Source organism: Pseudomonas sp. BF-B-30 (genome assembly GCF_019956305.1).
In the GTDB taxonomy this organism is placed as follows: Bacteria; Pseudomonadota; Gammaproteobacteria; order Pseudomonadales; family Pseudomonadaceae; genus Aquipseudomonas; species Aquipseudomonas jessenii.
The window spans coordinates 35,684-48,453 of sequence record NZ_JAHBDG010000021.1; the positions used below are offsets into that span (position 1 = coordinate 35,684).

General features: G+C 63.0%; 9 protein-coding genes. 3 read left to right on the forward strand and 6 right to left on the reverse strand.

Annotated elements, in window-relative coordinates:
- Positions 1-56: 56 nt before the first annotated feature.
- From KGB29_RS12640 to pvdM, 3 genes are read right to left on the reverse strand one after another with little or no spacing between them, the layout of a single operon-like run.
- Complete coding sequence (locus tag KGB29_RS12640) at positions 57-944, reverse strand: formylglycine-generating enzyme family protein (protein WP_150815296.1); 888 nt, start codon at positions 942-944, stop codon at positions 57-59.
- A gap of 29 nt (positions 945-973) precedes the next feature.
- Entirely contained in the window at positions 974-2,254 is a 1,281-nt protein-coding gene (locus KGB29_RS12645) for an aminotransferase class V-fold PLP-dependent enzyme (RefSeq protein ID WP_150815295.1), read from the reverse strand.
- Positions 2,255-2,283: 29 nt separating this feature from the next.
- Positions 2,284-3,633, reverse strand: a complete 1,350-nt coding sequence (gene pvdM, locus KGB29_RS12650; RefSeq protein ID WP_150815294.1) for a pyoverdine-tailoring dipeptidase-like protein PvdM — start codon at positions 3,631-3,633, stop codon at positions 2,284-2,286.
- Between the two features lie 252 nt (positions 3,634-3,885).
- On the opposite strand from pvdM, the gene KGB29_RS12655 reads away from it, so the two are divergent.
- Entirely contained in the window at positions 3,886-5,505 is a 1,620-nt protein-coding gene (locus tag KGB29_RS12655; protein WP_150814201.1) for a PvdJ/PvdD/PvdP-like protein, read from the forward strand.
- A gap of 264 nt (positions 5,506-5,769) precedes the next feature.
- Here KGB29_RS12655 and KGB29_RS12660 read toward each other — a convergent pair whose 3' ends face one another.
- The 3 genes from KGB29_RS12660 to KGB29_RS12670 are packed head-to-tail and all read right to left on the reverse strand — an operon-like array spanning position 5,770 to position 10,318.
- Entirely contained in the window at positions 5,770-7,164 is a 1,395-nt protein-coding gene (locus KGB29_RS12660; RefSeq protein WP_150814199.1) for an efflux transporter outer membrane subunit, read from the reverse strand.
- A gap of 7 nt (positions 7,165-7,171) precedes the next feature.
- Positions 7,172-9,145: a MacB family efflux pump subunit gene (locus KGB29_RS12665; RefSeq protein ID WP_218544047.1), complete on the reverse strand. Its 1,974-nt coding sequence runs from the start codon at positions 9,143-9,145 to the stop codon at positions 7,172-7,174.
- Complete coding sequence (locus tag KGB29_RS12670; protein WP_150814197.1) at positions 9,146-10,318, reverse strand: efflux RND transporter periplasmic adaptor subunit; 1,173 nt, start codon at positions 10,316-10,318, stop codon at positions 9,146-9,148.
- A gap of 396 nt (positions 10,319-10,714) precedes the next feature.
- On the opposite strand from KGB29_RS12670, the gene KGB29_RS12675 reads away from it, so the two are divergent.
- A complete protein-coding gene (locus KGB29_RS12675; protein WP_150814196.1) occupies positions 10,715-11,197 on the forward strand; it encodes a sigma-70 family RNA polymerase sigma factor in 483 nt (160 codons plus the stop codon).
- Positions 11,198-11,331: 134 nt separating this feature from the next.
- The gene (locus KGB29_RS12680; protein ID WP_150814195.1) at positions 11,332-12,669 is read left to right on the forward strand and encodes a lysine N(6)-hydroxylase/L-ornithine N(5)-oxygenase family protein; all 1,338 of its coding nucleotides are present in this window, start codon (positions 11,332-11,334) and stop codon (positions 12,667-12,669) included.
- Positions 12,670-12,770: the final 101 nt, after the last annotated feature.

A 12,770-nucleotide genomic window follows, 5' to 3' on the forward strand; every position in this document is an offset into this window, starting at 1 on the left:
TGTTGGCTGACACGACGCCTTCGCGAGCAAGCCCGCTCCCACAAGGGCAAGGGGGGTCAGAGAGTGCGTACGACGCGAAAACCGATCCAGTCGCCACGGGTTTGCGGGTCGATGTCATTGCGGTTGCCCGAGCGGGAAAACACCGGTGCTTCGCCCCAGTCGTTGCCACGGATGCGCAGCGTGTCGCAGTTCGGTTCGGTCCAGGCGCTGCCATCGGTGGGAGCGCCGACATAGTCCGGGTGGTAGCAGTCGGCGATCCACTCGTAGACGTTACCGTGCATGTCGTACATGCCGAAGGCGTTGGGCGGGTAGCTGCCGACCGGCGAACTGTAGCTGTAGCCATCGGTGGGGCCGTAGGTGTTGGCGTGGGTGGCGATGCTGTACTCGGTGCCGGGGTCGAACGGGAAGGGGAAGGGACCCGTTGACCCTGCGCGGGCGGCGTATTCGCGCTGGGCCTCGCTGACGATGTGGTAGTGCTGGCCGGTCTTCATCGACAGCCAGGCGACGTAGGCACTGACCTCGGCGAAGTTCATGCACACTGCCGGCTGGCGCGGGCTCTGTGGATAACGCGGCTTGCTGTTGATGCACTCGCGGCCGGGGCGGGTGTCGCCATCGGGCAGGGTGATTCCGGTTTCCTTGAGGTACTGGTCCCATTCGCCAGCGGTGATCTGGTAGCGGCTCATGGCGAACGGCTTGTCGAACGTCACCTCATGCATCGGGCCTTCATCAGGCTCACGGCCGACTTCGTCTTCCGGGGTGCCCATGGTGAACGTGCCGGCGGGCAGCACGACCATTTCCGGGCAGTTACGGCAATCCTTGAAGACCTTGCCCGACAGCGGCGCCGTATACGCCTGGGCGAGGCCGGGCATGGCACTGCCGAGCAATGCCAGCAGCATCAGGGCGCCCAGGCCTTTGGAGCGCCCCCTGTTCAGGATGTTTTTCATAAGGGTTCTCGCTAAAGGGAATCGGCGGTTCAGAGCTTGCTGGCCATCAGTTCCATCAACTTGTCGATGTGCGCTTGGGTATTGAGCAGCCCCGGCGACACACGAATGATCGGCCCGACATCACGGTCCACGGCGTCACACACCACGCGCTGATCCATCAGGAAGTTGGCGACTTCGTCGCAGTCCTGGTTCTTGATGCGGAAGAAGGTGAAACCGGCGGAATACTCCGGCGACAGCGGCGTGACCAGCTCCACCGACGGGTGTGCCTGCAAGCGTTTTTTCAGGTAGCTGTTGATGTCGTGAATGCGCGTCGCGACCTCGGCCTTGCCCAGCTCCAGGTGCAATTTGAAAGCTTCGGTCAGTGCCCAGCGGTGTTCGAACGAGTGGTAGCCGCCGTAGGTCATCACGGTGGAAAACTGGGTGGCTTCGGAGAAGGTCGGGATGGTCGGGGTCACGTCCTTGAGCTCGTCGGAGCGGGCGCAGATGATCCCGGTGCCCCGTGGGCCGAACATCCATTTGTGGGTGCCGGCAATGAAGAAATCGCAGTGCATGTCCGGGAAGTCGACGTTCTCCACGCCGAAGCCGTGTACGCCATCGATCACGTAGAGGATGCGGTCTTTGTCGGCGCGGCCACGGTTTTTCTGCTCCACCAGTTTGCCGATCTCGCCGATGGGCAGCTTCACGCCGCTGCCGGAATGCACCCAGGTCATGCCCAGTACACGGGTTTCGGGGCGAATGTTGCGTTCAATCGCGGCCAGCACTTCGGCGGTCGAGACTTTGTACGGGTCTTCGAACAATTTGATCTTGCGAACCTGGGTGCCGTCCTTTTGGGTGCGGTATTCGAACACGCTGTTGGCGGCGTAGTGTTCGTGTTCGCTGGTGAGGATCTCCTGGTCCGGGCGCACGTGGATACCGGCGTAGATCATCGCCAGGCCTTCGGTGGTGCTGCCGGTCAGGGCGATCTGCGACGGCTTGGCCTTCAAGTAGCGACCGGCCCACACGCGCACCTCTTCTTCGCGGCGTTCGGTTTCGCCGCGATGCCAGTCCATGGCCAGGCCCGGGTTGCGATCGAGATTGGCGCGATGCATCTCGATGGCTTCACGCACGGGCAGCGGGTGCGAGGTCACCAGGAAGTTGGCGAAGTGCAGGTAGTTCGGGTCCTGCGTGAACAGTTGGCGCAACTGGTCCCATTTGTCCTTGGGCAACGGCGCGGGGCTGGCGGCGTGTGCGGGCAGGCTCACGGCGGAGGCCAGGGGAATGCCGGCCGCCAGGATGCCGGCCTGCTTGAGGAATGAACGACGGTTGGTCATGGATTCGGTTCGCTTTGGCTAGATAAGAATCAGTGCTGGACCACAGGTCGGGAGGACTTCTGCACCTGGTCCCAGACCCGCAGGAAGTTGCCGCCCCAGAGTTTGGCGATGTCGGCGTCGCTGTAGCCGCGGCTGATCAGTTCGGCGGTCACGTTGCGGGCCTCGCTGACGTCTTTCCAACCGTCCAGGCCGCCGCCGTCGTTGAAGTCGGAACTGATGCCGACGTGGTCGATGCCGATTTTTTTCACTGTGTAGTCGATTGCATCGCCGTAATCCTTGAGGGTGGCCTTGGGTTCTTCATCGAGGATCGAATAGAGCTGGCTGGCGTACTCGCCGAAACGCTGCTCAGGCCAGACGGTGATCACCGGGTCGCCGGGCATCAATGCCATCTCCAGACCTTGCAGCGGTTGCAGGTCGAAACGGGCGCGAAGGGCGTTGAGTTTGTCCTGGGTGGCCTGGCTCAGCGGGCGGATATAGGTGGGGAAGCCGACGATCTGCACCACGCCGCCGCTGTGCTTGATCAATTGCATTTCCGTGTCGCTGAGGTTGCGCGGGATGTCCACCAGGGCGCGCGGTGCCGAGTGGGAGGCGACCATCGGCGTGCGGCTCAGTTGCGCCACTTGCTCCAGGGCCTTGGTCGACATCTGCGACACATCGATGATCACGCCCAGGTCGTTGAGGCGATGCACCGCTTGCTTGCCGATGTCCGACAGCCCGCCCAAGGCATCCCGGGAATCGTTGAAGAACGGCAGCGGCCGCGACGAATCGGCCCAGGCGTTGTTGCCCACGTAGCTGAAGCCGAACATGCGCATGCCGCGCGCAGCCCACTTGTCCAGGGCGTTGAGGTCATTGCCCAGCGGGTAGGCGTTGAGCATGCTGATGAACACCGCGAACTTGCCTTCGCCGTGCAGGCGGCGCAAGTCGTCGGGGGTGTAGGCGATGGCCACTTGATTGGGGAAGTCACGCACCATCGCGCTGATGATCTTGTAGCGGGTTTCCTGCTCAAAGCGGGCTTCGTCGACGAAGCCGGCGGTAGGGCGATGGGGCGCGTTGGGACCGTTCCAGATTTCCGGCCAGCCGAAAATCGTCAGCGCCGCCCCGGACAGACGCCCGCGACCGGTCTTGACCAGGTCGAACTGGCCTTCACCGTCCTTGTCGACTTCGTTGCCGGCGGTGCCGAAATCCATGGGCACCGTGATGTGGCTGTCGAACGAGAGGATGCGTTCCTGCAGTTGCTCGGCCTGTTTCATCACCTTGACCGGGTAGCCGGGGTTGTCCCTGAACCAGTGATCCCAGACCGCGAAGCCTGCACCCGCGCTGATCGCCAGGGCCAGCGGCAGGCCGATGAAAAGAGCCTTTTTCGAACGTGGTTTTGTCATTGCCGTCTCAGTCAGGTTCGCCGCCCCGGATCAGGCGCAGGGGCCTTTGCTATCTGGGGGGAACGAGTGGCTGACCGGAAAATTTAGCGCGGCTGATGGCCTCATCGCGAGCAAGCTCGCTCCCACAGGGATCTTCAGTGCGACATAGATCCAGTGTGGGAGCGAGCTTGCTCGCGATGCTCTTAAATTCTGCGGGGCAACAATCGTTCTAGCTTGGATAAAGCCTGCTCCATGGCTGACACAGGTAGGGCAATGACGATTTCTCGACGATGGTTCCTCGCGGGTCTGGCGCTGACCGGTGCCGCCGTGCCGGCGGTGTATTACGGGCATCGCGAACTGACCAGGCCGGACCCGACGATCACCCCCGGCGAAGCTTCGTTCGAGGTGGCGGATGTTGCCGGCCAACGCTTGGCGGATACCTTGCGCGGGGTCTGGCAGATTCGTTTCGAAGGTCGTGACGCCGGTATCGAAGGCTTGCCCCTCGAAGGCCTGGAAGTGTTCCTCGACATCGGCCACAAGGGGCGCGGTGTCAGTGGTTATCTCGACACCGCCGAGCGTTTGCGCTCCACCGAAGCGCCCCGTTACCGAGTGCTCGGCGATCTGTCCGGGACCAACCCGAAGCAACTGGGTTGGCGTCTGCTGGGCGCCAGCGGCTGTTGCGATTACGAGTTCGACATGACCCTGGACGAGGTCTGGGCCGGTTTCGGTAATGCTGGCAGTGGCAGTCTCAGTGGACGTGTGCTGGACCTGAATCGGCCACTGATGCTGACCGCCCAGGACAATCGCTTCATCGCCGTCAAACGGGTATTCCCTGAAGCTCGCGAGCGCGTCGGCCTCAATCCGACCCTGCTCGCCTGGCTGGTATCGCCGGAGCACCGGTTGTTCCACCAGCTCTGGCATGCCTCCCGGGACAAGTGGCACAAGCTGTCCGAAGACCAGCGCGGCGCCTTGCGCGGGCTCGGCTGGCAACCCGGCCCTCGGGACCAGGAGCGCGATGCCCGTGGCGATCGCAAGGATCGCAACGGTTCTGGCGTGGACTTTTTCTTCATGCACCGGCACATGCTCGGCACCGCGCGTTCGATGCAGGACCTGCCGTCCTGGACGCACTTCCCGTTGCCGCAACCGGAGCTGGCGCGGGACCGGCTCGGCTTTGCGCGTTACTTCGACAATCACGACGGTACCGCGCTGCCGCCGACCTGGCTGGCCGAGGACGATGACGAGTACACGCAATGGGTCAGCGACATCAAGACCGGCGAGACGTATCACAGCAATTTCCAGGTCTGGGAATCCCGCTACCGCGATCCGCGTTACCTGTCGACGCTGACCCTCGGCCAGTTCGGCTCGGAGGTCGAACTGGGCCTGCACGACTGGCTGCACATGCGCTGGGCTTCGGTGCCCCGTGATCCGTCCAATGGTCAGCCGGTGCCGTTTGCCCGGGATCCTTCTGATTTTTCCGCACGCTGGTTTGCACCGGAAAACGATTTTCTCGGCGACCCGTTTTCTTCCCATGTCAGCCCGGTGTTCTGGCATTTCCATGGCTGGATCGACGATCGCCTGGAAGACTGGTTTCGCGCCCACGAGCGTTTTCATCCGGGGCAGGTCAGTCGGCTGCAGGTCAACGGCGTGCAATGGTTCGCGCCGGGACGCTGGGTCGAGATCGACGACCCGTGGCTCGGCCCGAGCACCCACGGTTGCAGTACCACACCGGGCTTGCAGGCTGGCAAGTCAGTGGAAATGGACCCGGAAACCATGAAGCTGGCGTTGCGCATTACCTTTGGCGAGGACGAGACGAAACTGAAGGATTTGTTCCGCAAAGTGCCGCAGCGGCCGTGGTATGCGCGCAATCTGAAGGCTAAGCAGAGCCAGGCTTGATACCGCGTTATCGTTCAATCGCGAGCAAGCTCGCTCCCACATTTGAACCTGGTCGTACACAGACTTTGTGTTCACTGACGATCCACTGTGGGAGCGAGCTTGCTCGCGAAGGCGTCCTGTCAGGCAATGTTGATGTTGGATGTGCCGGCGCCTTCGCGAGCAAGCCCGCTCCCACAGGGTTTTGTGTTTGCCGCATGATCCGGGCACGACGCATAACCTGTGGGAGCGAGCTTGCTCGCGATGGCGTCTTGACAGGCGCCACAACTAAAGAACCTGCCACCCCCCACCCAAAGCCTTGTACAGGGCAATACTCGCCTGCATCCGCGACAACCGCAGCTGCACGTTCAAATCCTGCGCCGCGTACAAGGTGCGCTGGGTCTCCAGCACCGTCAGCAAATCCTCGGCCCCGGCCTGATAACGGCTTTGCGCGATATTGAAGGCGGTCTGCGCCTGGCTCAGTTCTTCACTCTGCCACCCGCGCTGCTCATCCAGTCCGCGAATGCTGTTGAGGGCTTTTTCGACGTCGGCGAAGCCGTTGATGATCGCGCCGCGATAGGTTTCCAGCAGTTCTTGCTGACGCGCCGTGGCCTTGTCGCGCTGGGCGCCGAGGCGGCCGTTGTTGAACACCGGCGCAAGCAGCCCGGCGGTGAGGTTGTAGAAGGGGCTGCGCAGGATGTCGTCGGCCCGGTCGGCACCGGAGCCGATTTCGGCGGTGAGGGTCACGGTCGGCAGCATCGCGGCCCGGGCGACGGTGACGTCGGCCTGGGCCGCGGCCAGTTGCGCCTCGGCCCGGGCAATGTCCGGACGGCGGCTGAGCAACTGGCTGGGTATCCCGGCGTCAATCGCAGGCCAGGTCAGTTGATCGAAGCGTTCCTGACCCAGCGACAGCGCCTGAACCGGGCGGCCGAGCAGAGCGGCGAGGCTGATCCGTGCATCCTCGGCCTGTTGCTGCACCAGCGGCAGCTGGCGTTGCTGCGCCGCCACCAGGCTTTTTTGCTGTGCCAGTTCCAGGGCTGTGGCCGAACCCGAATCGAAACGGGTCTGCACCAGTTTCAACACGCTTTGGGCATTGGCCAGATTCAACTCGGCAATGCGGCTCTGCTCCTGCAACGACAAGGCTTGCGCGTAACCGTTGGCCACACCGCTGAGCAACGTCAGTTCCACGGTGGCCTGATCGAACTCGCTGGCTTTGAGACTGAATTGCGCGCTGTCGCGGCTGGCCCGCTGGCCACCCCAGAAATCGATTTCGTAGCTGGCAACCAGGTTCGCCGTGAAGTAGTCGACGGCGTCGTTATCGCTGTCGGCATCGAGCTGGCTGTAGCCGCTGCCGCGCAGCAATTTCTGGCGGTTGGCGTTGACCCCGGCTTTGACTTCGGGCAGTTGCGAGCCGCCGGCAATCACCGCGTCGGCCTGGGCCTGGCGCACTCTGGCGATGGCCGCGGCCAGGTCGTAACTGCCGAGCCGCGCCTGTTCGATCAGGCGACCCAGTTGCGGGCTGCCGAAGCGGTTCCACCATTGCTGGTTGTCATGGACAGCGCCTGCGGTGTGCCGGGATTGCCAGGCAGCCGGCGGCTGGACGCCGCTGTCGGGGCGCTGTGGCGGGGTGCCGCAGGCGCCGAGCAACAGGCACAGGGTTAACACACTGAGTGGCGGCTTCATCAATCGATCATTCACTGGTAAGGGCCGTGACCGGGTCGAGTCGGGCAGCCTTGCGGGCCGGCATGTAGCCGAAAACGACACCGGTGACCAGGGCGCAGCCGAAGGCACCCAGCACCGCTATCAGGGAGAACGCGACAGCGACTTCGCTGAAAATCAGCACGCCACCGACGATCAGCGCCAGGGCAATCCCGGTGAGGCCGCCCACCACCGAGAGCATCACCGCTTCGGTGAGGAACTGGCGCAGGATGTCGCGCTGGCGGGCACCGGCGGCCATGCGGATACCGATCTCGCGAGTCCGCTCGCGCACCGTCATGAGCATGATGTTCATCACGCCGATCCCACCCACCAGCAGCGAAATGGCCGCAATCGAGCCGAGCATCAGCGACAGGGTGTTTTGCGTGCGCGCCTCGGCCTGGATCATCGCCGCGTTGTTGGTCAGTTCGAAGTCGCGCTTGCCGTCGTGCAGACGCAGCATCAGTTGCTCGATGGCTTTTTCGGTTTCCTTGACCTTGCGCGCGTCGGCGGCGGCGATGGCGATGTACTCGGGATTGTGGGTGCCGAACAGGCGCACGCTCGCGGCGGAGTAGGGGATGGCGATACGGTCGTCGCTGTCGGAGTCGCCGGAGCTGGCGCCTTTTTCCGCGAGCACGCCGACCACCTGGAAGGGGACGTTTTCGATCAGGATGTACTGGCCGATCGGGTTGGCCACGTCCTTGAGCAATTTGGTCCGCACCTTGTGCCCGATCACCGCGACCGCCGCGGCGTTCTGTTCATCGGCGTGGGTGAAGTAGCTGCCTTCGACCACCGGCCAGTTGAAAATCGCCGGGAAGTTGGTGTCGTTGCCGCCGACGTAGCTCATGTGATCAAGGTTGCCAAAGCGCACCCCGGCCTCCTGGCCGTTGACCGGCATGATCCGCATCACCTGGGGCAAGCTGGCAATCGCGGCGACCTCATCGAGGGTGACGATGCCCATGGGCGTGCGCGGATTGGGCGCCGAGCCGCTGAGGTAAATGATGTTGGAACCGAACGCGCCCATCTGCGCCATCACCTGGCGCTTGCTGCCTTCGCCCACGGCCAGCATCACCACCACCGAGGCGACGCCTATGATGATGCCGAGCAAGGTCAGCGCGGTGCGGAACTTGTTGATCCACATCACTCGCCACGCCGCATGCACGGCATCGACCAATTCGCCTTTCCAGGCGCCGGTGGCTTCGGCGCCTTCGCTCAGGCGCTTGCGCAAATCGACGGCTTGCAGGGCGCCGGGGTTGGCAGAGTTTTGCGCGGTGGGATTGTCCCGGGCGCTGTCGCTGATGATCTCGCCGTCGCGAATTTCAATGATGCGTTTGGCCCGGGCCGCCACTTCGCGGTCGTGGGTGATGAGGATCACCACGTGGCCCTGGCTGGCCAGTTCGTCGAGCAGGGCCATGACCTCGGCGCCGCTGTGGCTGTCGAGGGCACCGGTGGGTTCGTCAGCCAGGATGATGTGGCCGCCATTCATCAATGCGCGGGCAATCGACACCCGTTGCTGCTGCCCGCCGGAGAGTTGATGGGGGCGGTTGCCGGTGCGCGAAGCCAGGCCGAGACGGTCGAGCAGGGCGGCGGCGCGGGCGTGGCGTTCAGCGGCTGGGGTGCCTGCGTAGATGGCCGGCATCTCGACGTTTTCCTGGGCCGAACCGGAGGGAATCAGGTGGTAGCCCTGGAACACAAAACCGAAGGCTTCACGACGCAGCCAGGCCAGTTCGTCACTGTCCAGCGCCGCGACGTTTTCCCCGGCGAAGCGGTATTCGCCCGAGGTCGGGCGGTCGAGGCAGCCGAGGATGTTCATCAGCGTCGACTTGCCGGAGCCGGAAGCGCCGACGATTGCCACGAACTCCCCGGCATGGATCGACAGGTCGATGCCGCGCAGCACATGGACTTCAGGCGCGTCGCCACCGCCGTAGGCTTTGCGGATGTCCGAAAGGTCGATCAGGGGCGTGTGCATTCAACCGCCACTCCCGTCGATCGGGCCGATCAACAGGTGATCGCCCTCCTGCAGGCCATCGAGGATTTGCACCCGCAGGCGGTCGCTGATGCCGGTGCGCACGTTGCGCTGCTCGATGCTGCCATTGCTGGCGACCACTTGCGCGGTCTGCTGGTCTGTCTGCGGGCCTGCCTGCAGGGCGGCGATGGGCGCGGTGAGAACGTTCTGCGCCTGATTGGCGACGAAAAATACCTGGGTGGTCATTTCCGCCATCAAGGCGTTGTCGGCGTTGTCGACGTCCAACAATACGGTGTACAGCACCACGCGGGCACTCCCGCTTTTGCTGGTGCTGGCGGGGCTGCCGCCGCCCTGGCCGGTCTGGTCCAGCGGCTTGGGCGGAACGGGGAGGATTTGCCGCACGGTGCTGGTCCAGCGCCGGGTGCCGCCGCTCAGGGTGGTGAACCAGGCGTGCATGCCGGGTTTGACGTGGCCGATGTCGGCCTCCGAGACCTCGGCCCACACGGTCATCGGCGACAGCTTGGCGATGCGCAGGATCAGCGGCGTTTGCTGCTGGGCGTTGAGGGTCTGGCCGACCCGGGCATCCAGCGCCACCACGGTGCCGGCCATCGGCGCATAAATCCGCGTGTAGCCGAGCTCCGCCTGATCGCTGCGCAGGCTGGCTTCGGCCTGGCGGATCTGCGCCTGGAACATCTCGACCCGTGCCTGGGTGGCGCGCAGTTCGGCCTGGGCGGTCTGCACGTCTTCTTCACGGGTGGCGCCGCCGGCGGCGAGGTTCTGTTGACGCTGGTATTTCTGCCGGGCCAGGTCGTGCTGCGCTCGCTGCTCCTGCAGCTGCGCCTTGAGGTTTTCGATGGAGAAGCGCCCGGCATCGAGTTTGGCCTGTTGCGTGGACGGGTCGATTTCCACCAGCAACTGGCCTTCCTTGACCACGTCGCCGACTTCCACGTGAATCTTGTGGATCTGCCCGGAGGCCTGGGCGCCGACGTCGACATAGCGCCGCGGTTGCAGGGTGCCCAATGCCGTGACGCTGCTTTCAATGTCGGTGCGGCTGACCTGAACGGTGACGAGCCCGTCACGGCCCGGCGGGATGAACTGCCAGGCGGCGACGGCAACCACGGGGATCAGACAAAGTGCTGCAAGCAGGGCGCGTCGGGTCTGTAGGGGACGTTTCATGCAGGGTTCCGGCCTAGGGAAATCGGCCCGTCGTTCAGCAGCGGGTCGATGGCTGAACGCTGCCGGCAGGGCCGGACAGGGACGGGGAGCTGTCCTGTAAACGTAGAAAGCGCCGGGGAATTTAGGTGCTGACACAAACTAATGTGGGAGCGGGCTTGCTCGCGAAGAGGCCGGCACATTCACCATTGATGTTGCCTGATGCACCGCTTTCGCGAGCAAGCCCGCTCCCACATAGATTAGAGCTATTTATCAGGCAAGTTGAAGCAGTATTTTAAATCTATATGAGAATTACTATAAATTACGCGACTCGAACTGCCATTATCGTGCCACTGTTTATTTCAACGGTCGCGCAAAAGGCTCAAGGACAGAAACCGCACCCCCGTGCGGACGGGAGTCATGTTGGAAAACTACTATCGCGAACTGGTGTGTTTCCTGAACGCCAGGCTGGGCAACCGTCAGGTGGCCGAAGATGTGGTGCATGACGCTTATCTGCGTGTCCTGGAGCGTTCCAGTGATACGCCGATCGAGCAGCCCCGGGCGTTCCTTTATCGCACCGCGCTCAACCTGGTTATCGACGACCATCGGCGCAACACCCTGCGTCAGGCCGAACCTCTTGACGTGCTCGACAATGAAGAGCGCTATTTCACCCCTTCACCGCATAACTTGCTCGATCATGGCCAGCGTCTGGAAATGCTCCAGTGTGCCCTGGCGGAGTTGCCGAGGTTGTGCCGCGAGAGTTTCCTGCTGCGCAAGATCGAAGGCCTGTCCCATCCGCAAATTGCCGAGCAACTGGGCATTTCCCGGGCAATGGTCGAGAAGCACATCGTCAATGCCATGAAGCATTGCCGTATACGGATGCGACAGTGGGACACCCAGTGAGCCTGCGCGGTTAAATTTTTTTTCACGGTCCTCGTTCCTACTCAACAGACGACCTGTTGTGCGGCCCTTGGTCGGTCAGGTCACTTAGGTTCAATGCCCCCGCTTCTGAGGGGAACATCCAGAGGACACTGGAAATGACACAGGCAATTGCATCGCCCCTCGTTCACGACCTGATCGGCGTCGGTTTCGGCCCCTCGAACCTGGCACTGGCCATCGCACTGCAAGAGCGCGGGGCGAGCCAGGGCAACCTGGATGTGCTGTTTCTCGACAAGCAGGCCGACTACCGCTGGCACGGCAACACCCTGGTGACCCAGAGCGAGTTGCAGATTTCCTTCCTCAAGGACCTGGTGACCCTGCGCAATCCGACCAGCCCTTACTCGTTCGTCAATTACCTCAAGGCCCACGGGCGCCTGGTGGACTTCATCAACCTGGGCACCTTCTATCCGTGCCGCATGGAGTACAACGACTATCTGCGGTGGGTCGCCGGGCAGTTCACCGCGCAAAGCCGCTACGGCGAAGAAGTGCTGACCATCGAGCCGGTGCTGCACAACCATCAGGTCGAGGCGTTGCGGGTGATTTCCCGCGATGCGACCGGGCATCAGCAGGTGCGCACCACCCGGTCGGTGGTGGTCAGCGCCGGTGGCACGCCACGTATTCCCGAGGTATTCAAGGCACTCAGGGATGACGGCCGGGTGTTCCATCACTCCCAGTACCTGGCGCAGATGGCCAAGCAGCCGTGCGTGGACAACCGGCCGATGAGCATCGCGATCATCGGAGGCGGGCAGAGCGCGGCAGAGGCCTTCATCGATTTGAACGACAGCTTCCCGTCAGTGCAGGTGGACATGATCCTGCGCGGCTCGGCACTCAAGCCGGCCGACGACAGCCCCTTCGTCAACGAAGTGTTTTCCCCGGAGTTCACCGACCTGGTGTTCCAGCAGCCAGGCAGCGAGCGCGAGCGGCTGGTGAACGAGTACCACAACACCAACTACTCGGTGGTGGACATCGATCTGATCGAGCGAATCTACGGCATCTTCTATCGGCAGAAGGTCTCGGGCATCGCCCGTCATGCGTTCCACACCCTGACCACCATCGAAAAGGCCACCGCCAACGAACGGGGCATCGAACTGGTGTTGCGCAACAACGCCACCGGCGAAGTCTCGGTGCGTCACTACGACGCTGTGGTGCTGGCCACCGGTTACGAGCGGCAGATGCACCGCAAGCTGCTGGCACCGCTCGAAGAGTACCTGGGTGATTTCGAGGTCGATCGCAACTACAAACTGATCACCGATGAACGCTGCAAGGCCGGCCTCTACATGCAGGGCTTTTGCCAGGCCAGCCATGGGCTGAGCGACACCTTGCTGTCGATCCTGCCGATTCGTGCCGATGAGATTGCCGCTTCACTGTATGAGCATGGCAAGCATCGCGGGCATGGCCGGTCGGTGGTGGATTTGTTGTTGGCGACGGCGAGCTGAGATTTTCGGTGGCTGTAAGGCCCTCTTCGCGAGCAAGCCCGCTCCCACATTTTGACCTGTGTTCACAGATCAATTGTGGGAACGGGCTTGCTCGCGAAGAG

Bases quoted from the DNA above. Each gene is read 5' to 3' on its own strand.
- KGB29_RS12640 (WP_150815296.1), bottom strand. From the start codon at position 944: ATGAAAAACATCCTGAACAGGGGGCGCTCCAAAGGCCTGGGCGCCCTG.
- KGB29_RS12645 (WP_150815295.1), bottom strand. From the start codon at position 2,254: ATGACCAACCGTCGTTCATTCCTCAAGCAGGCCGGCATCCTGGCGGCC.
- pvdM (WP_150815294.1), bottom strand. From the start codon at position 3,633: ATGACAAAACCACGTTCGAAAAAGGCTCTTTTCATCGGCCTGCCGCTG.
- KGB29_RS12655 (WP_150814201.1), top strand. From the start codon at position 3,886: ATGACGATTTCTCGACGATGGTTCCTCGCGGGTCTGGCGCTGACCGGT.
- KGB29_RS12660 (WP_150814199.1), bottom strand. From the start codon at position 7,164: ATGAAGCCGCCACTCAGTGTGTTAACCCTGTGCCTGTTGCTCGGCGCC.
- KGB29_RS12665 (WP_218544047.1), bottom strand. From the start codon at position 9,145: ATGCACACGCCCCTGATCGACCTTTCGGACATCCGCAAAGCCTACGGC.
- KGB29_RS12670 (WP_150814197.1), bottom strand. From the start codon at position 10,318: ATGAAACGTCCCCTACAGACCCGACGCGCCCTGCTTGCAGCACTTTGT.
- KGB29_RS12675 (WP_150814196.1), top strand. From the start codon at position 10,715: ATGTTGGAAAACTACTATCGCGAACTGGTGTGTTTCCTGAACGCCAGG.
- KGB29_RS12680 (WP_150814195.1), top strand. From the start codon at position 11,332: ATGACACAGGCAATTGCATCGCCCCTCGTTCACGACCTGATCGGCGTC.